Source organism: Trichococcus patagoniensis (genome assembly GCF_003051085.1).
In the GTDB taxonomy this organism is placed as follows: Bacteria; Bacillota; Bacilli; order Lactobacillales; family Aerococcaceae; genus Trichococcus; species Trichococcus patagoniensis.
Genome location: NZ_QAOM01000007.1, coordinates 101,989 through 126,755, shown reverse-complemented (window position 1 = coordinate 126,755; position 24,767 = coordinate 101,989). Strand labels below are relative to the sequence as shown.

Here is a 24,767-nt window from a genome sequence, read left to right as displayed (position 1 = left end):
TTCACTCCCATGTTGGTTTCTTATAATGGTATTCCTCGAACACTTTCTTCAATCGGTCCTGGTCCGCTTGCTTCAGTTCTGTGTATCGGTTGCAGTACTTCAGGATGTTGCAGCGGTAGTCGAATAAGAGGACCGGATCTGATACCTTTTCGATTTCCCACCAAATGCAGATGTTTCCAAATCCGATAAATTCATAAGCGATCTGCTCACGGGTCAGGATCCAACGCAGCAGTCCGATGTTATGATTCAAATCTATCTTCACCAGATCAACCCCTGTTCCAGGCCCCCGACAATTCCAATTACCAGAACAACAAATCCGATCAGCAAGCCATGCACGATAGCTTTGGCCAAAACTTCCTCAAACTCATTTGTAAATATTTTCATCTCGCCACCTCCAACGTTTCGACCTTGTCTTCCTCTGTTGTTGGCTTTTTCGCCGATACGCGCCGATTGTTTTCTTCCAGCAGCTCCTTGTATTTCTCTCCGTCTTTTTGAACATTTTGGAGGAATTTGTCTATTTCTGCATCCGTTATTTTTGCCTGCGGCAGGAATATCGGCCGAATGGCTCCCACGTCAATCAGCGCCCGCAAACTGTGATACGAGATATCCAGGATCGCTGCTGTCTCCTTTAAGTTGTATGCCCGCTTTGGCATTGCTGTGATTAATTCGCTCATTGCTATCACTCCTTCTTTTTTAAATAGCCTACTTGAATCCAATAATGGATCCGTTGTGAAATCATGTCCGAGAATGTATAGCCGGTCCGTTCGATGATGCTCAATACAAGTTTGGTTTCAATCAGCATCTCATCAAGAAACTCTGCTACGAATTGCGTGAGTAGGATTTTGTCCTCTTTCGTCATGCACTCTGCATTCTTGGAGAGAATATAGAGCGCTTCGAGCTGTCGTCCCTGCCGTTCCTTCTCTTCCTTGTTGGCCAAGAACTCCAATGCATGTGGATTATCGGAAAAGACTTCGCTCTCCATGACTGGCAGCACATTAAATACCAGATTGGCCATCTGTTGATTGAATATCCCATCATCAAGGACAGAAGCAATGTGCGTAATCGTCTCTATTGGCGTAGGGCTGTCGGTCATATAACGGTTCATTGTCGTTTTTTTGGTTCCGGTCAGCTCTGAAAGACCGACCTGCGAAAGATCCTGGCGTTTAAGTGCCGCGCGGGCAGATCGTTGGATATAAAAGCTCGTTCCTTTTGTAATCACTTGTCATCCCTCCATTTCCTTGATCTTCATGAACAGGTTAATGAAATACTGTTGCCCTTTGCCCGTTACCTTTGGCGTCTTGCTGATCTTGATAGATCCATCCGGGTTATTGATTGTTGTCTCCTTAACCTCGAACAGTTTCATTTCTGCAGAACGCTGCGTCGGCATGTTGTAATCCGTGCCTTTCCGCTTAATCAGATAGCCGTTTTCCCGCAGCCAGCCGAACAAGCGGTTCCCTCCGGTCTTGATGCCATTCTGATAGAGCAACTTGGCCAAGTCGCCGACAAGTATTGATGTATGGCTTGCAGCGACAGCATCTGCAAATATCACTTTTGGCTTATCCAGTTGGACTCGCTCCTGCAGGTCAATGATTTTACGATCCGCAATCTGCAAAGCTCGCTTCATGACCATCTCCGGGCTATTCCAAGCTTTCTCGATCGCTATGAAATACTGCCGGGCTTGCTTGCCTTTTTCGTTACGCTGGATCATGCTGATTTCTTTAGACATATCGATGGTCATGACGTGGTCAACCACCTCGGTATATGGATTTTTTGGATTATTGGTCGATCTTTTTTGAACAACCAATCCATAATCAGAATTTTCTTCAAATCCGTATTCCTTCATACGGTTAAACCAAATATCATATCTTGTTCCGATTTCTAAAAACTCGTGTAAGTCTCGGCCCATAACCGCTACAGAACCATCATTTTCCTCATGCAGCGGAATCAATGGATTTTGTTTTTCTGCTAGGTTGTTCATATTTGTCTTCCTTTCTTTGCTATACTTAAATTAAAAATGATTGGAGAAAAAAATCATGACAATCACTTTGCCTTCATTCTTATTTCAATTGAATTTTTGGAATTTTGTTATTGCCGTTTTAGCACTATTTATTGCGATTTACAGCGTTTGGTATACGCATAGAAGAGATCGATACTCCATTGAAATAGTAGAGTGTGAATATATGCAGAAAAAAAATCGGCCTTACTTGATATTTTTTTCAATTTTCAACGCTTCTAATGCGCCTTTAAAAATAAAGGATGTTAAGTTGTTTGATTTGGAAAATAATCCAGTAAGAGTTGTGGATTATGAACCGAAATCCGAATACACAAATATTGTTGGTCATTCTATTTTGGACCCTGCTACAATTCCAGTTGCTTGGGAATATGCTAATCCGTTTTCGAAAACTTTAATCATTCCATCGGAATCAAAAATAGAATTTAGTTATTACGTCAATCCTTTTCCGGATCATATGGTTATCAAGATAACCACAGACAAAAAAATACGTTGGTTTTCCAAAAAAAAATTATTTAGTGTCAAGTTTTCTGAGCTTGACTAAAATGACAACATTCAAAATCAAATGTGCAATTAGTAATAGAAATGTTGCTAGTTGCATTTTGTTTCCCTTCTTTCTTTTGTTGGTTACCTTTGTATTTGCGGGGATTACAATCCATTCATAAAGGTATTAAACTAATACTAAGGCGATTTAATGTTACGTTTTGTATCATATCTGATTAAAAAAATATCGGGGAATAAATCATCCAATCCCCTCTTGTAATACAACGCAAATTTCTTTGCCATTCTAGGACTAGGATTCCTTGTCCCCTCTTCAATTTTTCTTACAGATATTTCCGAAATACCTAAATTCCCAGCTAACTCCTTCCTTGTCAATCCAGAATCAGTTCTTAATTTTACGAGATTCGATCTCAATGTTCTCACCTACCTCCATCTTTTCGATACGTTTTGTATCTTTATGAACTCAGTATATACGATACGTTTTGTATCGTCAATCTTTATTTGGTACATTTTGTATTTTTTGTTTCAAATGATACTCTTTGTATCATAGGAATGTTAAAATACCCTTAAAGGACGGTGTTTATATGTTCTCGGAAAAGTTAAAGGACTTGAGAAAAAGGACTAAGAAGAATCAAGAGGAAGTCGCTAACGATTTAGGATTAACTCGTTCTAATTATTCCCATTTTGAAAATGGTAGGAATCAACCGGATAATGAAACTTTAGTTAAGCTGGCTAATTATTACAACGTCACAACAGACTATTTATTAGGCCACGATGTCCCAGATTGGGCGACACAAGAGGATATCATCGATTTAGAGGAAATGCTGAACAGTAATGTAAATATGGCATACGGCGGGGAAAACCTAACGGAAGAGGAAAAACAAAGGGTTAAGGATGTACTTACTGGAATTTTCTGGGAGAAGATCAAAGATCGAAAAAAATAGATCCCAACACGAAAAAATAAAAAGGTTAATCAATCACCTTTCCATCCAGTGCAAAACCCTGGACCCCTTCCTGATTGCCGAAAATTATGATATTGAAGTACGCTATGTGCCCTTTGCGGAAAATCCTAAAGGACAGTTCATCAATTTATTTGAGAAACCAATGATCCTGTTGAATGAGTCCATAAAAGACTCAGAACGCCGCTACTACGTAATGGCACATGAACTCTATCACGCTTTAGAACACTCTTCCCTGGCGGGGTACTATGTTTCTACAGGTCTGTCACGAAGTAAACTGGAGTATGAAGCGAATCGTTTTGCAGCTACTCTGCTGTTGGATCATTATGTATCAGAAAATGGTACTATGCCTGACACGTTTGGCCGGTTGCAGCTGCTGTATGGCGTTGATGAGCATATGGCGGATTATTTGGAGATAAGTAAGAAATAAAGGAATTACATTTGTTGAATCAAAACGGAGTTGTAACATATTTCTATTTCCAAAAAGAAACTTTACTGTTTCATACTAAATAAATATTTCATTTTGCCTACAATATTTCTTGTTTATTAGAGTATAATGATAATGACGGCAAGTGGTCTGCCGTTACTATAAAAATACTTTACTTTGGAGGTAAAAAAAATGAAAACGATTGGAAAATGGATTGGCGGATTTGTGGTTTTTAGTATAGTAATTGCTTTATTTTCGATTATTTCGCCTATTATTTTAATTCTCGGCGGACTTGGTATTTGGTACTACACAAAGAAAGAGCCAAATCCTCAAAAAATGAAGATCTCGGCAGTGGCTACTGTTATCGGTCTGTTCGGATTCTTTATCTTGCTCGGGTCCGGCGGAGCTGATTCAGAATCTGCCGCTAACACCACTACTTCAACATCTACACAAACAAAAAAATCGGAAACAGCCGTATCAGAATCCGCTTCTTCTGAAAGTGTTGTTGCTGAAGTTGCTGCACCAGAGGCGGCCTCTTCTGAGATCGTAATTGCTGAAGAACCTATTGTAGTCGAAGAACCAGCAGTGAGTGTACCAAGCGAACCTGTTGTAGCGCCAACTCCGGTACCTGAAATTTCAAGAGAATTTCGAAATGCATTGGGTAAGGCAAATGATTACCTAAATTATTCAAGTTTTTCTAAGCAGGGCCTTTACGACCAATTGTTATACGAAGGATTTCCTGAAGATGCAACGCAATATGCTGTCGATAATGTAGTAACAGATTGGAATGCGAACGCTCTCCAAAAAGCTATTGATTATTTAGACTACTCTTCTTTCTCCGACCAAGGCTTGTATGATCAGTTAATTTACGAAGGCTACACTGCAGAACAAGCGCAGTATGCAATTAACAATTTACCGCAATAAATAAAACACCCCGCTACTTGTCAGATGGCAAGTAGCGGGGGAATTTTTTCAGCAACACAAAAACCACCGCTGCAACGGTGGTCATCAGGATACGTTTATTTTTTACATGACTATTATAGCATGAATTTGGGATACACCCCCCCACTCCCCTACTTTGGACGGTAAGAATCTGGAAGTTGTTTTTGATCTATAAATCAAGAATAAGAAAGGTGATGGTTATATGTTCAGTAAGTTAACGTCATTATTTAAAAGTAAGGCTGCTGCAAAAGGTTCTCCGGGAATCCTTGAAAAACCTAGTCAAGTAATGAAGCCTGTTGAAGATGGTATACCAAAAAAAACGATTACGACCACAACCATAAAAACGTATGTTTCCGGAATAAAGCTAGAAGACAGACATGAAAAATTAAAAAAACTCATCGCAGAATTGAAGAAAGAAAAATTTTTCAAAGAATTATACCAGGGTTTATCAAATAAAGACATTCTCGATGAGGAGCATGGAAGCTTTTTCGAAGAGGATCCTGTATACGAATTAAGTGGAGGGAAGCTACCGCATGTCAGGTTAGATGTTTCTGATTCATCAGAGGTTATTAGTGTCTATGTTGGCAAGGACAAAGAGCATGAGTTTTTATTAGGCATTCTTCCGGAAGATGGGGCGAAAAGAGTTCTAAAACGCTTTGAATCGGCTGACCTACATGCGATAGAGACAAGTTTATCAGGTGGAAAGTATAAATACTTGGACGATGACGATAAAGTGAAAACGGGCGAAAAAAATTACAATCTACAGCTGAAATTAAAATTCGCGAAAAAATAAAATACCCCCACTCCCAGGCGGCGTGGAGTGCGGGGTGATAGTCTATTAAAGAAGAGGGGGCATACTTAGATGGAGAGAACATTGCTCTATTATGACTTAGTTCTAGAAAAGAAAAGACAGATAAATGTTTTTGGAGACAGTACTTTAAAAGATGAAGTTGTAAAATTCAAAAAAAAGGCGACAGAAAACGATTATACTTATTTAAATAGACCAGATGGTGTAATTATAGAAGTTATAAAGATTGATTCTTCAAATATTTTTGGTAGTTATGGCAGATTAGCAAATATTGATGACGGGGAATTAATCAGAAGCAGAAACAAAGATGATTATAGTTTTGAATTTTTAGAAACTTTGATAGAAACGTATACTTATTTTTTACTTAATTTAGAAAAAAATCAAATAATATTATTACACAATAATAAGTGCGGCGGTTTCATAACTTATTTTTCAAAGTTTCTAAGAGAAAAATTTAATTTAAATGAGCATTACGATATAGTTTCTATTGCTCCTATAAAAGATGATAACATTCGTGAAAAACTACTTCAAACAACTGAGTTAGATCAAATAAAATTTTCCTACTCTTCTGTTCAGTTAATGGATAACCAATTTTTAACAACAAATGAATTGTATGAACTAGATAAAACATCTATTAGGAATGCTCGAGTTACTTTACAGCTTGAACCTCAAGTAAAGAATAATAAATTACTAGAAAGCTTGAGTTCTAAAGATAATATTTCTCAACAATTCAACACTTTTGAGCTCTCGACAAACGAGGGATTGATTGATTTAGTTGAAAAGAAACTTATAAAAAAAGTCTCCATTAAAATTAATGAAGACGAAATAAATAATTTAGATGTAATTGAAAACTTACTTTCAGAAAATTTAAGTTCTATAGACTAACTTTAAAATTTTATAGATCCAAACGGTAGCTATAATTGTTTCAGATATATAAATTAAAAACAAATAAACTTGTAGGGATACACAAATACCAATAAGTGTAGCTACTAAATGTACAACAGCTGCTAGGATACCGAAAAAAAGAGTGTTAAAAATTATATTATAATAATTATATTTTTTCATAGCTCCCTCATATTTATTTTCTGGTAAAGCTGCAAATAATCCTAATATAGTTAATAGTATTCCTAAGATAGAAAGTGATATTTCAACTGAATATATTTTCAAGTTATTACTAAATATTAAGTTTTCATTTGTGTGAAGGGAAATTAGATAAAACAAGATAGATACAAGAAGCGGAAAATAAATATACACGTATATATTCAAATGCTCTTTAAGTTTCCTTGACATATCTATTCCCCCTTTTTCTAATAGTAACACAAAATATAAACCAAATGAAAAATTAACATTCAAAATCACCACTCTACTCGACTAAAGTGAAAGTAGTGTATCAAGAAGCCTTGTGAAATAAGGCTTTTCTTTAACAAACAAAAAGAACATACGTTTGCTTTTTGATAATAAAAATCCAAAAGGAGTGCTTGAAAATGAGAGGAACCATCCGAAAAAGAGGGAAAAATTATTATTACACCCTCGATCTCCCAAAAGTGAATGGCAAGAGACGACAGCTTGAGCGCTTCGGAGGCCTTACCTACGAAGACGCGGAGAACGCCCTGCGCAAAGCCATCAATGAATTGAAAGACACCGGACGCTATAAAGATGTATCAAATATTTCGGTGCGGGATTTCTTTGAGTACTGGTACGAGAACTATGTGATGACCAATTTAAAATACAATACGCAGCAGAATTATCGCATGGTGATTGACAAGCACATTCTGCCCTACCTGGACAAATACTATCTCAGGGAGATAGATCCATCTATCCTTCAGAACCTAGTCCATGAAGAGTTTCGGAAAGGATATGCCCAGAAGACGATCAGCATTGTGACCTCCGTCCTGAAGAATGCTTTTCGGAAAGCTGTATATCCGTATATGTTCCTGAAGGAAAATCCTATGGCTTACGTGGAATCACCCCGCTTCGAAAAAAGGAAACTTTCGAAAGATGAAATGAAGATCATTAGCCGGGAAGATTGGAGCAAGCTGCGTATGGCGGTTCCGGAAGCAAGTGCGTTCTATATTCCCATGATGATTGCCTATTACACCGGCATGCGGCGCGGTGAAGTATGCGCCCTGGAGTGGAAAAACGTGGATTTGGAGGACAAAATCATTCATGTTGAAGCTACGATGATTCATAAGGGTGGAGAAATAGCTATTACGTCTCCGAAGACGGCATCCAGCTATCGAGAAATACCGTTTGGGGAAGCTTTATATGAGATCCTCCGGAAACACCGAAAGCAGCAGAAAGAGAACCGCCTGCGTTATGGGCCGTTCTATAAAGAATCGAACTTTGTCTGCACGAAGGAAGACGGCGCACCCGTTACCCCTAATTCCATCAAATGGCACGTCGGGAAGGTTCGCGAGATCAGCGGCGTGGACTTCAACTTCCATTCTTTCCGGCATACGCACGGGACCATGTTGCTGGAGAACGGCGCAACGATCAAGGAAGTCCAGGTCCGGCTTGGACACTCCCGCGCTGCGATCACATCTGACACGTACATCCATCTGACCAAAAAGAAAAAGCGAGACACGGCCGAATTATTCGACCGCATCTCGCAGGATTTCTGATGAAGTTTTCACACATTTTTTAAACGATGTGTGAAAAATGTGTGAAAAATACTATTTTGAAGGATTGGGACGGGCTAGCAAGGTTGATACATCAGCCTTCTAGTCCTCGTCCATCTTGAGAACGGCCATGAAGGCTTCTTGTGGAACCTCGACGGATCCGACTTGCTTCATGCGCTTCTTGCCTTCTTTTTGTTTATCCAGCAATTTACGCTTACGGGAAATATCCCCGCCGTAACATTTAGCCAGTACGTTTTTGCGCAAAGCTTTGATGGTAGTCCGTGCCAGGATCTTGTTGCCGATCGTTGCTTGGATCGGAACTTCGAACTGTTGGCGTGGAATCAATCCGCGCAGTTTTTCTGTGATTATTTTTCCGCGGGCATAGGCGAAATCGCGATGCACGATCAAACTCAAGGCATCGACAGCTTCCCCGTTCAAGAGGATATCCATCTTGACGAGCTTGCTTTCACGGTAGCCGATCAATTCATAATCCAGGGAAGCGTATCCCTTCGTGCTTGATTTCAATCTATCGAAGAAATCAAAGATGATTTCCGAAAGCGGCATTTCATAGACGACATTGACGCGGAAATCATCCAAATAATCCATCGTAATGAAACTGCCGCGTTTCTTTTGGGCGATTTCCATGACCGCACCAACATAGTCGTTCGGCACCATTATGCTCGCTTTGACATACGGCTCCTCGATGCTTTGGATCGTTGTCGCATCGGGCATTTCCGAAGGATTGTCGATTTCCAAAAATTCGCCATCGGTCTTGTTGACGCGATAAATAACAGACGGTGCTGTCGTGATGATATCCAGATCGAATTCGCGCTCGATCCGTTCCTGGATAACGTCCATATGCAGCATGCCCAAAAATCCGGTACGGAAACCGAAGCCGAGTGCTTGCGAAGATTCCGCCTCGAACTGCAAGGAAGCATCGTTCAATTGTAGTTTTTCCAAAGCTTCGCGCAAGTCATTGAAGTCCGATGCATCAACTGGGTAGATGCCGCAGTATACCATCGGGTTCATTTTGCGGTAGCCGGCCAAAGCTTCGCTGGCAGGATTGTTCGCCAACGTAACCGTGTCGCCGACCTGTGTATCTTGGATCGTTTTGATGCCGGCAGTCAAATAGCCGACGTCTCCGACCATCAAAAAGTCGCGCTTGATCGGTTTCGGAGAGAAAATCCCTACTTCGATGACTTCATACTCTTTGCCGTTAGCCATGAATCTGATCATGTCGCCCGGTCGGACCACGCCGTTTTTGATCCGGATATTCAGTACGACTCCGCGATATGGGTCATAGATCGAGTCAAAAACCAAGGCTTGCAAAGGCGCTTCCAGATCACCTTCCGGAGCCGGGATTTTTGCGACGATCTGTTCCAACAACTCAGGGATGCCCAAGCCGATTTTCGCGCTCGCCAAAACCGCATCGCTGGCATCGATCCCGATGACATCCTCAACTTCAGCCCTGACGCGTTCAGGATCTGCGGCAGGCAAATCGATTTTGTTGATGACAGGCACGATTTCCAGATTGTTGTCCAAAGCCAAATAAACGTTGGCGAGGGTTTGTGCTTCGACCCCTTGCGCCGCATCCACTACCAGAATAGCCCCTTCGCAGGCTGCCAAACTGCGGGACACTTCATACGTAAAGTCGACGTGTCCCGGTGTATCGATCAGATGGAAGATGTAATCTTCCCCGTCTTCTGCCCTGTAAGTCAATTCGACGGCGTTAAGTTTTATGGTGATGCCTCGTTCTCTTTCGAGGTCCATGGAATCCAATAATTGTGCTTGCATATCACGATCGGCGACTGTATCAGTCATTTGGAGAATCCTATCCGCCAATGTGGATTTCCCATGGTCAATATGGGCAATGATGGAAAAATTTCTGATCCTTTTTTGTCGTTGCTTCATCTCTTCTAAGTTCATTATCGTTGCTCACTTTCTCTGACGTCCATTCGTTCACTTGAAAATTATACCAATCTAAAGCATTTATGACAAGACGCCGACTCAGATTGGCAAGTCTTTCTCACTTTTACACAGCAGATAAGCGAAAAAATAGATGGTGGCAGACACATACAAGCCGACCATGAATGGATAACGCAAAAACGTTTAAGTGATCCTTAAGGAATGTGGTTTACGCTATAGCAGCAAATTCCCGGTGAGGAAGTCTTCGCCGGGAAATCGTAGAATATTCGCCTCCTAAAACCCGGTGAGGTGCTGCTCACCGGGTTTTCCAGCCTATATAACCGAAAAGAATCCGGAGGCTCCCCTCCGGATTCTTTCCCATTGATACTTAAAAAGCATCAATGATATTTTGCAATGCTTGGATGGCTTCGTCAGGAAGCGGGACACTCGGATGGGCAGCATTGAATTCTTCCAAGAAATCTTCCCGCAGCTGCATGCGTCTTCTCACCAACTTCGTATAGTCTTTATCTTCAAAATCGGGATTGAAACCTTCGACCGGCAGATAGCTGAGATGCGGCGCAGTACCGAATGGCACGAATGAAGCTGTCCCTTCAACGACACTTTCGATAACGCCTAGAGACACTTCCTTCGGTATTTTTTTACCCATGAAAAATCCAGTATTGATGATGTAGCAGTCGACCTCTTCATGAGCCAACAATTCTTTGAAGCCGTCATAATCCTCAACCAATGGATAGACCCGGAAAGGATTTGCGAATGGTTCGATGACCAGTTTATCGGTCGACTCGCCTTTCTTCAACGTTTCCGCAGTCGTGCGTTTTGTGGCCAGCGTCGTGCCGAATGTTGCCGCCAGGACTGCTTCGTCCACCTTCACCAAAGGCGGCAGGGCATCGTCCTTCATAATCCAGTAGACAGCATTGATCGGTTCTTCGAACTTATCCACGCGGTTCGGAGTGGAATAGCGTGATTTGACTGTCCGTCCGTTGCCGTTTCGGATATCTTCGGTGACCAGCACAATTTTGCCATCATTATCCTTTGTCACTCCCACATTCTGGACAGTCACGAAATAGTCCTGTTCAGGGTGATCGGCGGGATAATCCTGGGTTTTATCGAAATAGGAAGGTTCCAACGCGATGGATGAGCCATCCGTCAAATCGATCAGGAAGGCATCGTCATGCAGCACTTTCACTTCATATTTGTTGTCGTGTTTCGAATGGGTCAGAGTCGATTTGCCTGACCCCGAAAGCCCGAAGAAGGAAGCGACATACGAACCGCCATCAGGCAGGCGGAAGTGTTTTTGACCACCATGGCAAGCAACAAAGCCATTCCGATGACCGGTTCCCCAAGCAAGCGTCAGTGTGCCTTTTTTGAATTCACCGAAATACTGCATTCCGAGGATGCAGGCAACGTTTCTGTCGGGCTCGAAGATAGCCACACCGAGCGGATAATCCGGATGGCGCCAGTCGGGATCCGTATAGATGTAGATATCGCCTTCATTGTACAGCTTCGACTGCGCGTACATTTCCTGATATTCCGGGCTGTTCCACTGGAAGTTCAACAGCCAGGAATAAAGATTGTTTTCGTTTCCTTCGGGAAATGCGATGTGCGCTTTGATGATGAAATCTTTATCCAAGCCTACATAGCCTGTCGCTTTATAATAATGGCGCAGTCTGTTTTGATAAATGACATCCATGATGATGCCTTCAAGTTTTTCGTCTTCTTCTTTGTTCTCTCCGATGATCCGTTTGGCGCGGGCAGTACGGCCGATGATTCTCCCGCCGTTTTCGACAAGCACCTTGGCATCATCCGGCAATCCCAATTCTTTTGCGTGGAGCACAGGCAGGTCAGTCACGACCACACCTCCAGCGTTCAGTGCGAGTTCATAGGCTTCCGTCATGTCCGTGACTTCCTGCATGTTTTTGCCATAAAAAGCTGTTTCGACCGTTGTCCGGAATTTCGTAAGTAAAGGGTTGGACTTCTTTAATTCGGATCTATTGAACGATTCTATAGTAGCCATTTACGTCACCTCTTTTATTTGATAGTTCCATTATAATCCTATTTCTCCAAAATGTAACCCCTTACATGCTAGAATTAGCGAATATTTACTCTTTTTCTATAAAAAAAGTGTTGCTTGTCCTCATGTTAGTTACAAAAACTCTAACAGAATAGTCTAGGGACAAAAAAAGAACCGATGCGGTGTTGTTTCCAACGCATCGGTTTTTTCAGCTAACTTATTTTTTATTTTTGAAGGCGTCCTTTACTTTATCAAAAAAATTGGCGTCATCTTCCACCAACGTATCGCCGCCTGCTGCTGCGAATGCGCGGATTGCCTCTCTTTGCTTCTCGCTAAGGTTCTTCGGTGTGACGACAGTCACTTTGACGTGCTGATCACCATTTCCGGTTCCACGCAAGCGTGGCGCCCCTTTGCCTTTCAGGCGGAAATTCGTGCCCGTTTGTGTCCCGGCAGGAATCTTCAGCTTGACTTTTCCGTGCACGGTAGGCACTTCAATCTCATCACCCAAAGCTGCTTGGGCGAAGCTGATCGGAAGCGTATAATGGATCTCTGTCCCTTCGCGATCGAAAATATCGCTTGGCTCCACTTGGAAAACGACATAGAGATCGCCATACGGGCCGCCATTGCTGCCGACTTCGCCTTGGCCGTTCAAGCGCATCTGTTGTCCATCGTCGACGCCTGGAGGGATGGTGACTGCCACAGAGTGATCGGTTTCGACATGCCCATGTCCGTGGCATGTTGTACACTTATCCGTGATCTCTTTGCCTGTTCCGCCGCAGACATCACAGACTGCTTGCGTCATTACGCGGCCGAAAGGTGTATTCCTTTCGACACCGACCGCTCCTGAACCATGGCATTTCGAACACGTTTTCGGTTGCGTGCCCGGTTTTGCTCCGGATCCACTGCAGGTTTTGCATTCTTCATCACGTTTGTAACGGATGGTTTCTTTCTTCCCGAAAATCGCTTCTTCAAATGTAAGGTGGATTCGGTATTGTAGATCAGATCCTTGACGCGGGGCATTCGGATTTCTGCCGCGACCGCCTCCGCCTCCGAAAAAGGAATCAAAGATATCCTCAAAACCGCCCGAGAAGCCGCCGAAGCCGCCGCCACCATAACCGCCGCCTGCGCCGAAGTTGGGATCAGTGCTGGCATGTCCGTATTGGTCATAGGCTGCGCGTTTATTGCCGTCGCTCAAGACTTCATAAGCTTCAGCAAGCTCTTTGAATTTGTCTTCTGCGCCCGCTTCTTTGTTGATATCCGGGTGGAATTTCTTGGAAAGTTTCCGGTAAGCTTTTTTTATCTCATCGTCTGTGGCATCCTTCGACACACCCAAGACATCGTAATAATCTCTCTTCGCCATTGTTTCGCCTCCATTGATTGGCTTCATCTGAACATTTTATCTCTATACAGTGAGAGAAGCCAATGCAGTTAAGCGTTGGCTTCCTCTCGTTAGAGTTGACTATTTGTCGTCTACTTCTTCAAAATCGGCATCAACGACACCGTCGTCAGTTGCTGTATCATGCGCGCCTTCTTGTTGTTGCGCTTGAGCAGCTTGCTCATAAAGTTTGACAGTCAGGTTTTGGACAAGCTCATTCAAAGCATCACGCTTCGTTTTCATCTGTTCCAAATCATTTGCTTCGACTGCTGCTTTCAGTTCGTCTCTTGCTTCTTCAGCTTTTTTCACTTCATCAGCGTCGACTTTTCCGTCAAGCTCTTTCAAAGTTTTGTCAGTCTGGAAGAGCAATTGATCCACTTCGTTGCGCAATTCAACTTCTTCTTTGCGCAATTTGTCTGCTTCAGCGTTAGCTTCTGCATCTTTTACCATTTTTTCGATTTCTTCGTCAGTCAGACCGGAAGAGGATTTGATGGTGATTGTTTGTTCTTTTTGCGTTCCCAAGTCTTTAGCGCGAACATTGACGATACCATTTTTGTCGATATCGAATGATACTTCGATTTGCGGAACACCACGAGGAGCTGATGGAATATCCGTCAATTGGAAACGACCCAATGTTTTGTTGTCGTTTGCCATCGGACGCTCACCTTGCAGGACATGTACATCAACAGCTGGTTGATTGTCGGCAGCAGTCGAGAAGACTTGTGACTTGCTTGTCGGGATTGTCGTATTGCGGTCGATCAATTTAGTGAACACGCCACCCATTGTTTCGATACCTAATGACAACGGTGTTACGTCCAATAATACGATGTCTTTCACGTCACCGGAGATGACTCCGCCTTGGATAGCAGCGCCCATTGCGACAACTTCATCCGGGTTAACGGATTTGTTCGGCTCTTTGCCTGCTTCTTTACGGACTGCTTCGATGACTGCAGGGATACGTGTTGAACCACCGACAAGGATGATTTCATCGATTTCGGGAGCGGTTAAACCAGCATCCTTCATTGCTTGGCGTACAGGACCTTTAGTACGTTCAACCAAGTCATAAGTGATTTCATCGAATTTCGCGCGAGTAAGCGTCAATTCCAAGTGCAACGGACCTGCATCGCCGGCAGTGATGAACGGCAGGCTGATTTGAGTTGATGTTACGCCTGACAGATCTTTTTTGGCTTTTTCAGCAGCGTCCTTCAGACGTTGTTTCGCCATTTTGTCATTTGAAAGATCAATTCCGTTTTCTTTCTTGAATTCCGCAACCAAGTAGTCGATGATTTTGTTGTCGAAGTCATCTCCGCCTAATTTGTTGTCGCCGGCTGTACTCAATACGTCGAATACGCCATCGCCCAATTCAAGGATGGAAACGTCGAATGTACCGCCACCCAAGTCGAATACGAGGATTTTTTCCTCTTTATCGGTTTTGTCCAAACCGTATGCCAAAGCTGCCGCAGTCGGCTCGTTGACGATACGTTCCACTTCCAGGCCAGCAATTTTCCCGGCATCTTTAGTCGCTTGACGTTGTGCATCGTTGAAGTAAGCCGGAACAGTAATAACGGCTTTATCAACTTTTTCACCTAAGTAGTCTTCTGCGTAGCCTTTCAGATATTGAAGGATCATCGCTGAAATTTCTTGCGGTGTGTAGCTTTTGCCTTCCATTTCCACTTTGTAGCCAGCATCGCCCATGTGGCGCTTGATTGAGCTGATTGTGTTAGGGTTCGTAACTGCTTGACGTTTTGCAACCTCGCCCACTTGGATTTCGCCATTCTTGAATGAAACGACAGATGGTGTCGTGCGGTTTCCCTCTGGATTTGGGATGATTTTAGCTTCTCCGCCTTCTAGTACAGCGACAGCTGAGTTTGTTGTACCTAAGTCAATACCGATAATTTTGCTCATGATGTTATTCCCCTCTATATGAATTTTTTTGTTTACCAATAAAATTATTCTGACACAACGACCATCGCTGGCCTTAACACGCGTTCTTTCAAGTTGTATCCTTTTTGCACTACCGCGACGACCGTATCAGGCTCTTGCCCTTCGGCAGCTGGCAGTACTTGGATCGATTGATGGAAATTCGGATCGAAAGGTTGATTGATCGGATCGATCGGAGAAATCCCTTCTTTAGCGAAAGCTTCTGTGAACAGATTCATGACCATTTCCAAACCTTTTTTCAGGTTCAAAGATTTTTCATCTTCCACTTCAATTTCCAAAGCTCTTTCCAAACTGTCCATCACCGGCAACAATTCCTGCGCCAATGACTGGGAACGGTATTTCGCCGCATCCTGTCTTTCTTTCGCGTTGCGCTTCTGGATATTGGCAAGTTCAGCCTGCAGGCGCAACAACCGGTCTTCCGTTTCGGACAAGGTTGCTTTCAAGGTTTCAACCTCACTTGCTTCCGTAGCCGTCTCTTGACCTTCGACAACCGTTGTATCAACGGTCGCTTGTTCCTGGTCCACTAATTCTTCGTTATTGTCCACTTCAAAATCTCCTTTGTCGTGCTTATTTGTTCAGATCATTCAAGCTATCAGAAAGTTCGTAACGCATAAATTTCATGATACTGATCATTTTTTGATAAGGCATATTGGTTGGCCCCAGTAATGCGATCAGGCCCTTACCGTTGCCGGCCGTGTCATAGGTAGCCGTGATCAGGCTAAAATTATGCAACAGCTCATTGTCCAATTCCGTTCCGATCTTGACGCCGACACCATCGTTGGGGTTAGAAAAAAGCGCATGGATGTCCGGAGACCCGTTCAGCATGCTTAAAATGGCTTTGACTTTATTCTTGTCCATCGTCGCATCCAAATGGTTCAGGAGGTTCATGCTGCCGCCTACATGGAAGCGGTCATGCTCCAACTTCGCCACGATGTCAGTGAAGATCGCTGTGAAATCGATTTTTGCATCGACGTACTTCCGGATGATCACTGGAATGTCCGTTTGCAGTTTGATGAATACTTCCTGCAGCGTGCGGCCTACAAGTTCCTGATTGAAGATGTTGACGATTTTTTCTATCTCAGAGGCTGAGAAGCCTGGCGAAACAGAAAAAATCTGATTTTCCACATGTCCTTTATCAGTCACCAAGATGGCCATCACATGGCCTTCATTGAGTGCGACCAAGCGGAATCCCGTCAATCGGCTGTCCTTTGTTTCGGGGCCGATCGCCAAAGCGGTATAATTGGTCAAAAAGGAAAGCATTTCAGCTGATTTTTCGACGACCTGCTGCACTTCCCGGTAAGGATTCTGAAAACCATGCTTGATCGTCTGTTTGACGTCGTCAGCGACTTCTTCGCTTTCTTTGCCCAATAGTTGATCGACATAGTAACGGTACCCTTGGATCGATGGTATCCTACCGGATGATGAATGCATTTTTTCCAGGAAGCCCAGTTCTTCAATCCGCATCATTTCGTTGCGGATCGTGGCGGAACTCAAGGACAATGCAGATTCCTTGAGAAGCGTCTTCGAACCGATCGGCTCCTCGAATTCGATGTAATGCCTGACAATTAAATCTAAAATTAGCAACTGTCTTTCTGTTAACAAGATTTTCACCTCACTTTAGCACTTGACCATAATGAGTGCTAACCATAAATAAATTTATCACGGGTTACAGGCTTTGTCAACGGAATACAATCATTTTTCATAACATTATGGGCACCCCACAGACAACGAACACATTCACATCAAGAAAGAACGGAATACTTCATTACCAAGGAAAACACCTCTTTGGGTCAAACGGATCCTGTCGCCATCGACCAGAAGCAGGCCGTCCGCAACCAAATCCGCGATGACGGCAGCATACTGATCCAACAGCGGGGTCTGAAATTTATCGGCAAAATGTTTTTGGCTGACGCCAACCATCGTACGCAGACCCAGAATCATTTCTTCTTCCATCTGTTCATTTTTCGACAACTGCTGCTGCCGGATGATAGGCAGCTCATTTTCACGCAATGGCGCCAGATACTGCTGGATCGGTCCATGATTGTGGTAGCGGATCCCATCGATATAGCCGTGCGCACCTGCCCCGAAACCGAAATAGGACTCATTTTTCCAATAGGTAAGATTGTGCTGGGATTCATAGCCCGGCAACGCAAAGTTGGAGATTTCGTATTGATTCCTGCCGTTTTTTGACATCGTCTCGATGGCAAGAGCGTACATATCTGCCTCTGTGTCTTCCGAAGGCAACGGCAGTTTCCCCTGACGCATCAAGTTGTAGAAAACCGTTTTATTCTCGAGGATCAAAGCGTAGATCGAGTAATGCGGCAAATCCAATTCCAAGGCTTTTTTAAGACTGTCTTCAAAATCGGCCATCGTTTGGTTCGGCAGCCGGAAGATCAGATCGATGGTCATGTTTTCGAATCCGGCTCTGCGGGCATCGGCCACAGAAGCGTACACTTGCTCGGCTGTATGGATGCGGCCAATTTTTTTCAGGATATCGTTATTGAATGATTGGACACCCATGCTCAAACGGTTGACCCCATAATCACGCATGATCTTCAGCTTCTCGAAAGAAATACTTTCCGGATTGGCTTCCATCGTGAACTCGGCGCCCTTCGGCATGGAGTAGGTGCTGCGGATTCCGTTCAACAGCTTCTCCAGCTGGCGCTCATTCAGTGTCGTAGGTGTGCCGCCGCCGATATAGAAAGTGCTGATCTCTTCTTGAGGGTGCAGTTGTTTCGACAGCTGCATTTCCTTTATCAAAGCATCCACATATTCATCGACCGGCTGGCCTTCCAAGAACACTTTATTGAAGTCGCAATAGAAACAGATGTGTTCGCAGAAAGGGATATGCAAATAAGCCGCTGCCATTTAGAGGGTCACCTCATCCAATGGGTGCTCCTTAAAATAGGCGATCGTATCGGCTTCATCACTTTTAAGCTGCGCGATCAGTTGGTCGACGCCTGAAAATTTGATTTCGCTGCGGATAAAATGATGCCATCTGACAGTTACATCTTCACCGTAGATCATTTTATCGAAGTCCAGTATATATACTTCCACGGTTTTATCGCGGCCAGCTTCAAAAGTGATGTTGTGCCCGATCGAAGCCGTGCCGCGGTACCAGGTTCCGTTCACTCTGATGCTCACGATGTATACGCCATTCCTTGGCAAGCGTGTGTGTTTTTCGGTCTGGATATTGGCAGTCGGGAAACCCAATAGCCTGCCTCGCGCATCGCCATGGATGACCGTGCCGTCGTTCTGATAGATATAGCCTAAGTATTCATTCGCTTTTTCCATATTCCCATCGATTAATGCTTCCCGGATATGGGTGGAGCTGATTTTTTCGGCTTCGTTCTTCAATTCGGCAACTTCGATGACTTCGAAGCGGCCTTTTGCATAGTTCACCAATTGCTTCATATCCGCGATTTCTCTGGGCCCATAGGTGTAATCAAAACCGGCAACGACTGCGGCAGCATGCAAGCCGCTGATGTATTGGTCGACAAATTCCTGCGGTCTCAAAGAGGCAAAGGCAGATGTGAATGAGATGACGAAGAAATAATCAACGCCCAAGCTTTCGAATATTTCGGCTTTTCGGTTGACGGTCGACAAATACTGCATCGTTTCCGGGTTCATCTTCTGGAAAACGATGCTCGGATGATGATTGAAGCTCATGACGGCAAGTTTGAGGTTCTTCTTTTCGGCAACTTCCTTTGCCCTTTTGATCACTTCTTGATGTCCTCGATGGACGCCGTCAAAGTAGCCCAACGCCAACACGACTTGCTCGTCTGGCATCAGTTTTTGGTCATAGGGATGATGTATATGCATTATTTCCATTGCTAAGGCAACTCCTTGGTGTTTATGATAGGAACATTTTTCTGGGTTTGATGAAACCGGATTTGGTCGGATGCGGTTCGTACATCGCCACGATTTTGCCCTGGTAGGTGAACAAAACGGGGGCATCCATGGTTTCAAATGGTCCCTCTTTCGGAAGAACCGCACCATTTTTCACCTTATCCCACAGTTCATCGTCAAGCGCAATCTGGTGATACGCTTCGAATACCGAGTCGATCGGCTTCAGATGCGCGTCAATTTCGTTGTTTGCCATTGCTTCAGCCACTTGCTGCAGCGTGAGGCAATCATCCTTCGTGAAGGATCCGCTCATCGTGCGCGTCAGGCTAGACATGTACGCCGGATAACCCAATGATGCGCCCAAATCGACAGCCAAGGTCCGCACATAGGTCCCTTTTCCGCAAGTTACCCGGAAACTCCAGGACATCGTTTGCTCTTCCGCATGATAGACGGGTTCTGAAATCCGCTCGAAACTCATGACGTGGATGCTTCTTTGCGGCCTTTCGACGGTCAAACCTTTGCGGGCGTATTCGTACAGCCTTTTTCCGTTCACCTTGACCGCGGAATACATCGGCGGAACTTGGATGCTTTCGCCAACCATGGCTTCCATCGCAGCATCGATTTCGGCCAAAGACAGGTCTTGCGCAACCGGCGCCTTCGCGATCGTTTCGCCTTGGCTGTCCTCAGTCGTTGTGGCGACTCCGATAGTGATTTCCCCTTCGTAAGCTTTGTCCGTGTCAGTCAAAAACTCGACGACTTTTGTGGCTTTCCCGATGCAGATCGGCAAAACGCCATCAACTTCCGGATCCAGTGTACCGGTATGCCCCACTTTTTTAGTTTTCAATATTTTTCTCAGTTTGAATACGCAGTCGTGACTTGTCATGCCGCGTTCTTTCCATAAAGGTAATATTCCGTCCATATGTCTGTAACCTACTTTCTTCTACAACTAACCTATTATAGCATAATCTATTCTACATGAAAAAACATCAACAATAGAAGAATATGCTTACAATCATAGTGATAACTGCGTTACTTTTCCTGAAAAATCTGCTATGCTTAAGGAAATAAGACTGCAACGAAGGAGAATCATCATGCCAAACTTCAAAATTGTGACCGATTCCACAACGGAATTGTCCGCAGAAGAAATTGACAGATATGGAATCACCGTAATCCCGCTTTCATCCATGATCGCTAACGTGCTGTATTACGACGGCGTCACCATAACCAAACCCGAGTTTCTTGAAAAAATGATGAACAGCAAGGAATTGCCGAAATCATCCCAACCAGCCATGGGCACTTTTTTGGATAAATACAATGAATTGACGGCAGATGGCAGCGAGGTTTTGTCCATCCATGTAACCGAAACGTTGAGCGGAACCGTCAATTCTGCTCACCAGGCGGCTAAACTCGCCCACGGTAAAGTCACCGTCATCGATTCGAAGTTTTGCGCTAGAGCCGCTGCCTTCCAAGTATTGGAAGCTGCCAAATGTGCGGCGGAAGGATTGACAGTGGCGGAAGCATTGCCTCGGGTCACTGCCGTTAAGGAGCGGACCTTGCTTTACATCTGCATCGTCAACCTGGAAAACATGGTCAAGGGCGGCCGTATCGGAAAAACAATGGGCCGCATCACAACGCTGCTGAACATCAAAGCCAACCTGAAAATGATCGACGGCGCCTTGACTACCGATATCAAAGGCCGCGGCACAAAAGCAATCGTCAAGCGCTACGAAGAAATCATCGAAGAGCTGAAGCAGAAATACCTGGATGTTGAAGCGATCGGCATCACGCATGACGGTTTGTCGGAATATTCGAACCAAATCATCGGCATGCTGAAGGCTGCGTTTCCCAACGCAGAGATGTACACGTCCTATGCCAGCGCCAGCGTCATGACCCACGCCGGCCCCGAAGCCGTATCCATCCAATTCCTCATGAAAAATAAATAAAAAATGCCGCTATCTTCCGAATGGGAAATAGCGGCATTTTACTTTCATATGAACAAGAAATAGGATGCGATGCCGGTCAAGAGTGTGCCCAAAGCGAAGACTACCTTGAAACTCTGGTGTTTCGTCTTATGCCGGAAGTGATGCATCCCCAGCAGTCCGCCCAGGCCGCCACCGAAAAATCCGAGCAGGAGCAGATTGCGTTCCGGTATGCGCCAAGCTTTCTGCCGCGCTTTCTTTTTATCGATGCCCATCAAAATGAATAGCACGAGGTTCGCCAAGATGAAGTAAATGAGCACTGGATTTCTCATTGTTCTCCGTATCCTTGGCTTTGTTTGATGATCTCCACGATGACCGCAACTGCCTTCTCCATTGATTGGACAGACACAAATTCATAGCGTCCGTGGAAGTTTTCTCCCCCGGCAAAGATATTCGGAGTGGGCAGACCCATGAAGGACAACTTGGATCCGTCCGTCCCGCCGCGGATCGGTTCGATGATCGGGGTGATCCCCAGTGACTTCATCGCCGTTTCTGCCAGATCGACTGGACGCATATCTTCCTTCAGCACTTCCCCCATGTTGTAGTACTGATCGTGCATTTCGATAGTAAGGCGTTCTTCAGCCAATTCCTTGTTCATGCGCTCCGCAAGCGTAAGCATGGTGGTTTTCCTGTTCTCAAAAAGATCCTTGTCATGATCCCTGATGATGTAGGTCATCTTGCTTTCTTCCACATTGCCTTCGATGCCCAACAGATGATAGAAACCTTCGCGCTTTTCGGTTTGTTCAGGCACTTCATTTTGCGGCAAAGCGCTATCGTAAGCGATGGCCAATTTGATTGCATTCACCATCGTGTCCTTGGCAGTGCCTGGATGCACATTTTTGCCACGGATCGTCACGATAGCTTGCGCTGCATTGAAGCTTTCAAATTCAAGTTCTCCCAATGGTCCGCCATCCATCGTATAGGCAAAGTCGCAGCCGAAGCCAGCCACATCAAAAAGATCAGCTCCACGGCCGATTTCCTCATCCGGTCCGAAAGCGACTTTGATGTCCCCGTGTTCCAAATTATCCGCTGCTTTTATCGCTTCCAAAGCTGTGATGATTTCGGCGATGCCGGCTTTGTCGTCCGCACCCAGCAACGTTTTCCCGTCGGTAGTGATCAAAGTCTGGCCGATGTAGTTCTTCAAAGAAGGAAAATCCTTCGGTGAAAGGATCAGCTGTGTTTCAGCATCCAAGATCAGATCGTTGCCCGCATAGTCATCCCAAATAAGCGGATTTACATGTGCCGCTTCAAAATCAGCTGTATCCATATGGGCGATGAACCCGATAGCAGGAAAAGCTTTTTCGGAATTTCTGGGCAAAATTGCCGTCACGAAGCCATTGGCCGCATTGTATTGGATATCCGAAAGTCCGATGGATTCCAGTTCCGGCATCAAAACAGTTTTGGCGAAGTCCACCTGATTTTGGGTAGAAGGCACTGTCGGACTTTTTTCATCCGATCTTGTCTCAAATTTAACGTATTTCAAAAAACGGTTCACTAATTTTTCTTGCATTCATTGACATCCTCTCACAATTGACTGTCGAAAATAAAAGGATCCGTATTGATTTCGGAAGCGATCACTTCCAGATCCCACCCATTTTCTTTTTTCCATGCATTGAATAATTCCAATAATTTCGGTTTGCAGATCTGTTCGATGTGATGGCCCGGATCGATGACGGTCAGTCCATCAGCCTGCATATCGTGGGCCGTGTGGTAGTAGACATCGCCAGTGATATAGACATCCGCACCCTTTTTGATTGCTTTTCGATAATATTTGCCGGCATCCCCGCCGCAGATGGCAACGCGGGTGATCGTCTGATCCAAATCGGCTGCGATGAAGCGCATGCCTTCGATCTGGAAAACATCCTTCACGTACTGGATAAAGGAACGCAACGACATCGGCAAGGCTAAATTGCCGACCCTTCCCAGACCGTATTCGCGTTGGAAATTATTGATCGTATAGATTTCGTAGATGGGTTCTTCGTATGGATGCGATTCATACAGCGCCTCCAACACTTCCGCCAAGTATTTATCTTCGACGATCATCTCAATTTTTTTCTCCTGCACCGCTTCGGGTTCATTGATATGGCCGATGGCAGGTTTCGCGCCTTCAAGCGGCGTGAAGCGACCAACGCCTTGCGCCTCATAGGAGCAGTGGCTGTATTCGTCGGAAATGTTCCCCGCGCCAGCATCTGTCATAGCCACACGGACACGATTGCAATCGCCATTCGGCACGCATACAGATATTTTTTTCACAGGCACGCGCTTCGTGACGTCCATAATTTCAACATCCAACAGCCCCAAAGCTTCAGAGAGCCAATCGTTCATCCCGTTATTCGCATTATCCAGATTCGTATGGGCCGCATAGACGCTGATGTCATGTTTCAGCAGATCCACGTACATCTTTGTTTGCTTGTCTGAAACGTCCAGATTTTTTAACGGTCTGTAGATCGGCGGATGATGGGAGAAGATAAAGTCGACTTGCTTCTCGATGGCCTCCTGAACGACTTCCGGACGGACATCAAGCGTCACCAAAATACGGCGGACCGGACGGCTCAAGTCTCCCAAATGGAGGCCCACCGGATCCCCCTCTTCTGCCAGCCAAGTCGGAACATGCGATTCGAATAACTCGATGAATTCATAACCAGTAATGCTTCTCATCCCAGCACCTCTTTAATTTCATTGATTTTATTGATCACTTGCTGTTCTTTTTCGTTCAGATCATTGCTTGCTTTTTGCATGCTGTCCAATATGTATTGGCATTTGTCGATTTCGGATAACCATTTTTTGCGGAACGTTTCATTTTTTGTCTGAAGCAGGAAACGGCCGAAACTGTATTCCAGATCAGTGTAGTTTTCGGCCGTCTCAGCATTTTCGGCAACGATGATTTCATAAATCTTTCCGTTTTCTTCCACTATCGTTTCGTCGATGATTTTGTATTGGTGGGCAATCAACCATTCACGCAGTTTCTTTTCTCCATTATTGGGCTGAAGGATCAACCGTTCCACACCGACCAATTTATCTTTCAGTCTGCCTTTTTCCAGAATTTTGGAAATCAAGTCCCCACCCATCCCGCAGATGGTGACGACGTTTATATGATCCGTCGGCTCAATCACATCCATGCCATCGCCAAGTCTGGCGCTGACGCGGTTGCCGACTCCTGATGTTCTGATTTGTTCCGCTGCCGATTCGAAGGGGCCTTTCACAACTTCCCCTGCCAATGCGTAACTGATGACGTCGCGCGCTGCCAAAACACAAGGCAGATATGCGTGATCCGAGCCTATATCGGCCAGTCGGGCATTTTCAGGGACAAAACCTGCGACTGTCTCGAGTCTTACGGATAATTGTTGATTGTTCAACCTTATCCCTCCATTTCCATTTTTGCTGATGGTTCTATTTTAGCATAGTTCCATTTCATATATCCCA

At 44.6% G+C, this 24,767-nt stretch carries 28 protein-coding genes; 8 read left to right on the top strand and 20 right to left on the bottom strand.

What is annotated here, in order from left to right:
- Position 1 precedes the first annotated feature (1 nt).
- Genes C8U37_RS06305 through C8U37_RS06290 form a run of 5 tightly spaced genes read right to left on the bottom strand, consistent with a single transcriptional unit; the run spans position 2 to position 1,978 of the window.
- Positions 2-262 (bottom strand): hypothetical protein, encoded by a 261-nt coding sequence (locus tag C8U37_RS06305; RefSeq protein WP_108032415.1) that lies wholly within the window; start codon positions 260-262, stop codon positions 2-4.
- On the bottom strand, positions 259-384 hold the full coding sequence (locus C8U37_RS14740) for a hypothetical protein (RefSeq protein ID WP_281257488.1): 126 nt from the start codon (positions 382-384) through the stop codon (positions 259-261). Before C8U37_RS14740 ends, C8U37_RS06305 begins: the two co-directional genes overlap by 4 nt.
- Positions 381-674 (bottom strand): hypothetical protein, encoded by a 294-nt coding sequence (locus tag C8U37_RS06300; RefSeq protein WP_108032414.1) that lies wholly within the window; start codon positions 672-674, stop codon positions 381-383. The genes C8U37_RS14740 and C8U37_RS06300 overlap by 4 nt, the downstream gene beginning before the upstream one ends.
- A 5-nt stretch (positions 675-679) precedes the next feature.
- A complete protein-coding gene (locus tag C8U37_RS06295) occupies positions 680-1,219 on the bottom strand; it encodes a hypothetical protein (protein ID WP_108032413.1) in 540 nt (179 codons plus the stop codon).
- Positions 1,220-1,222: 3 nt separating this feature from the next.
- The gene (locus tag C8U37_RS06290; RefSeq protein ID WP_108032412.1) at positions 1,223-1,978 is read right to left on the bottom strand and encodes a phage antirepressor KilAC domain-containing protein; all 756 of its coding nucleotides are present in this window, start codon (positions 1,976-1,978) and stop codon (positions 1,223-1,225) included.
- A 55-nt stretch (positions 1,979-2,033) separates the two neighbouring features.
- On the opposite strand from C8U37_RS06290, the gene C8U37_RS06285 reads away from it, so the two are divergent.
- Positions 2,034-2,555, top strand: a complete 522-nt coding sequence (locus tag C8U37_RS06285) for a hypothetical protein (RefSeq protein WP_108032411.1) — start codon at positions 2,034-2,036, stop codon at positions 2,553-2,555.
- A 137-nt stretch (positions 2,556-2,692) separates the two neighbouring features.
- On the opposite strand, the gene C8U37_RS14835 is transcribed toward C8U37_RS06285, so the two are convergent.
- On the bottom strand, positions 2,693-2,935 hold the full coding sequence (locus C8U37_RS14835) for a helix-turn-helix transcriptional regulator (protein ID WP_211306143.1): 243 nt from the start codon (positions 2,933-2,935) through the stop codon (positions 2,693-2,695).
- 161 nt (positions 2,936-3,096) lie between these two features.
- Between C8U37_RS14835 and C8U37_RS06275 the strand changes: the two genes are divergently transcribed.
- The 5 genes from C8U37_RS06275 to C8U37_RS06255 all read left to right on the top strand — a co-directional run bounded on the left by C8U37_RS06275 (position 3,097) and on the right by C8U37_RS06255 (position 6,533).
- Positions 3,097-3,456 (top strand): helix-turn-helix domain-containing protein, encoded by a 360-nt coding sequence (locus C8U37_RS06275; protein ID WP_108032409.1) that lies wholly within the window; start codon positions 3,097-3,099, stop codon positions 3,454-3,456.
- Positions 3,407-3,901: an ImmA/IrrE family metallo-endopeptidase gene (locus C8U37_RS06270; protein WP_108032408.1), complete on the top strand. Its 495-nt coding sequence runs from the start codon at positions 3,407-3,409 to the stop codon at positions 3,899-3,901. Before C8U37_RS06275 ends, C8U37_RS06270 begins: the two co-directional genes overlap by 50 nt.
- A 189-nt stretch (positions 3,902-4,090) precedes the next feature.
- Complete coding sequence (locus C8U37_RS06265) at positions 4,091-4,822, top strand: Ltp family lipoprotein (RefSeq protein WP_245879770.1); 732 nt, start codon at positions 4,091-4,093, stop codon at positions 4,820-4,822.
- Between the two features lie 220 nt (positions 4,823-5,042).
- Positions 5,043-5,633, top strand: coding sequence for a DUF6681 family protein (locus C8U37_RS06260; RefSeq protein ID WP_108032407.1), 591 nt, complete (start codon positions 5,043-5,045; stop codon positions 5,631-5,633).
- 69 nt (positions 5,634-5,702) lie between these two features.
- Positions 5,703-6,533, top strand: a complete 831-nt coding sequence (locus tag C8U37_RS06255; RefSeq protein WP_108032406.1) for a hypothetical protein — start codon at positions 5,703-5,705, stop codon at positions 6,531-6,533.
- Here C8U37_RS06255 and C8U37_RS06250 read toward each other — a convergent pair.
- On the bottom strand, positions 6,516-6,938 hold the full coding sequence (locus tag C8U37_RS06250) for a hypothetical protein (protein WP_108032405.1): 423 nt from the start codon (positions 6,936-6,938) through the stop codon (positions 6,516-6,518). The two genes, C8U37_RS06255 and C8U37_RS06250, sit on opposite strands and share 18 nt — an antisense overlap.
- Before the next feature lie 194 nt (positions 6,939-7,132).
- Here C8U37_RS06250 and C8U37_RS06245 point away from each other — a divergent pair, with 194 nt between their 5' ends.
- Complete coding sequence (locus tag C8U37_RS06245; RefSeq protein ID WP_108032404.1) at positions 7,133-8,269, top strand: tyrosine-type recombinase/integrase; 1,137 nt, start codon at positions 7,133-7,135, stop codon at positions 8,267-8,269.
- Positions 8,270-8,368: 99 nt separating this feature from the next.
- Here the strand turns inward: C8U37_RS06245 and lepA are convergent, their stop codons facing one another.
- From lepA to truB, 9 genes are all read right to left on the bottom strand, one after another.
- On the bottom strand, positions 8,369-10,192 hold the full coding sequence (lepA, locus tag C8U37_RS06240; protein ID WP_108032403.1) for a translation elongation factor 4: 1,824 nt from the start codon (positions 10,190-10,192) through the stop codon (positions 8,369-8,371).
- Between the two features lie 367 nt (positions 10,193-10,559).
- Entirely contained in the window at positions 10,560-12,206 is a 1,647-nt protein-coding gene (locus C8U37_RS06235) for a phosphoenolpyruvate carboxykinase (ATP) (RefSeq protein WP_108032402.1), read from the bottom strand.
- Between the two features lie 214 nt (positions 12,207-12,420).
- Positions 12,421-13,563, bottom strand: a complete 1,143-nt coding sequence (gene dnaJ, locus C8U37_RS06230; protein WP_108032401.1) for a molecular chaperone DnaJ — start codon at positions 13,561-13,563, stop codon at positions 12,421-12,423.
- A 99-nt stretch (positions 13,564-13,662) separates the two neighbouring features.
- On the bottom strand, positions 13,663-15,483 hold the full coding sequence (gene dnaK / locus C8U37_RS06225; protein WP_108032400.1) for a molecular chaperone DnaK: 1,821 nt from the start codon (positions 15,481-15,483) through the stop codon (positions 13,663-13,665).
- Positions 15,484-15,527: 44 nt separating this feature from the next.
- Positions 15,528-16,064 (bottom strand): nucleotide exchange factor GrpE, encoded by a 537-nt coding sequence (gene grpE, locus C8U37_RS06220; RefSeq protein WP_108032399.1) that lies wholly within the window; start codon positions 16,062-16,064, stop codon positions 15,528-15,530.
- A gap of 22 nt (positions 16,065-16,086) precedes the next feature.
- Complete coding sequence (gene hrcA / locus C8U37_RS06215; RefSeq protein WP_108032398.1) at positions 16,087-17,121, bottom strand: heat-inducible transcriptional repressor HrcA; 1,035 nt, start codon at positions 17,119-17,121, stop codon at positions 16,087-16,089.
- A 135-nt stretch (positions 17,122-17,256) separates the two neighbouring features.
- Positions 17,257-18,387, bottom strand: a complete 1,131-nt coding sequence (hemW, locus tag C8U37_RS06210; RefSeq protein WP_108032397.1) for a radical SAM family heme chaperone HemW — start codon at positions 18,385-18,387, stop codon at positions 17,257-17,259.
- Positions 18,388-19,350, bottom strand: coding sequence for a riboflavin biosynthesis protein RibF (gene ribF / locus C8U37_RS06205; RefSeq protein WP_108032396.1), 963 nt, complete (start codon positions 19,348-19,350; stop codon positions 18,388-18,390).
- 22 nt (positions 19,351-19,372) lie between these two features.
- Complete coding sequence (gene truB / locus C8U37_RS06200; RefSeq protein WP_108032395.1) at positions 19,373-20,284, bottom strand: tRNA pseudouridine(55) synthase TruB; 912 nt, start codon at positions 20,282-20,284, stop codon at positions 19,373-19,375.
- A gap of 172 nt (positions 20,285-20,456) precedes the next feature.
- Here truB and C8U37_RS06195 point away from each other — a divergent pair, with 172 nt between their 5' ends.
- Entirely contained in the window at positions 20,457-21,308 is an 852-nt protein-coding gene (locus C8U37_RS06195; RefSeq protein WP_108032394.1) for a DegV family protein, read from the top strand.
- A gap of 44 nt (positions 21,309-21,352) precedes the next feature.
- Here the strand turns inward: C8U37_RS06195 and C8U37_RS06190 are convergent, their stop codons facing one another.
- From C8U37_RS06190 to C8U37_RS06175, 4 genes are read right to left on the bottom strand one after another with little or no spacing between them, the layout of a single operon-like run.
- A complete protein-coding gene (locus C8U37_RS06190) occupies positions 21,353-21,616 on the bottom strand; it encodes a DUF1294 domain-containing protein (protein ID WP_170100206.1) in 264 nt (87 codons plus the stop codon).
- A complete protein-coding gene (gene pepT, locus C8U37_RS06185) occupies positions 21,613-22,854 on the bottom strand; it encodes a peptidase T (RefSeq protein WP_108032392.1) in 1,242 nt (413 codons plus the stop codon). The genes C8U37_RS06190 and pepT overlap by 4 nt, the downstream gene beginning before the upstream one ends.
- Positions 22,855-22,868: 14 nt before the next feature.
- A complete protein-coding gene (locus tag C8U37_RS06180) occupies positions 22,869-24,002 on the bottom strand; it encodes a Nif3-like dinuclear metal center hexameric protein (RefSeq protein ID WP_108032391.1) in 1,134 nt (377 codons plus the stop codon).
- Entirely contained in the window at positions 23,999-24,700 is a 702-nt protein-coding gene (locus tag C8U37_RS06175; protein WP_108032390.1) for a tRNA (adenine(22)-N(1))-methyltransferase, read from the bottom strand. The genes C8U37_RS06180 and C8U37_RS06175 overlap by 4 nt, the downstream gene beginning before the upstream one ends.
- Positions 24,701-24,767 lie beyond the last annotated feature (67 nt).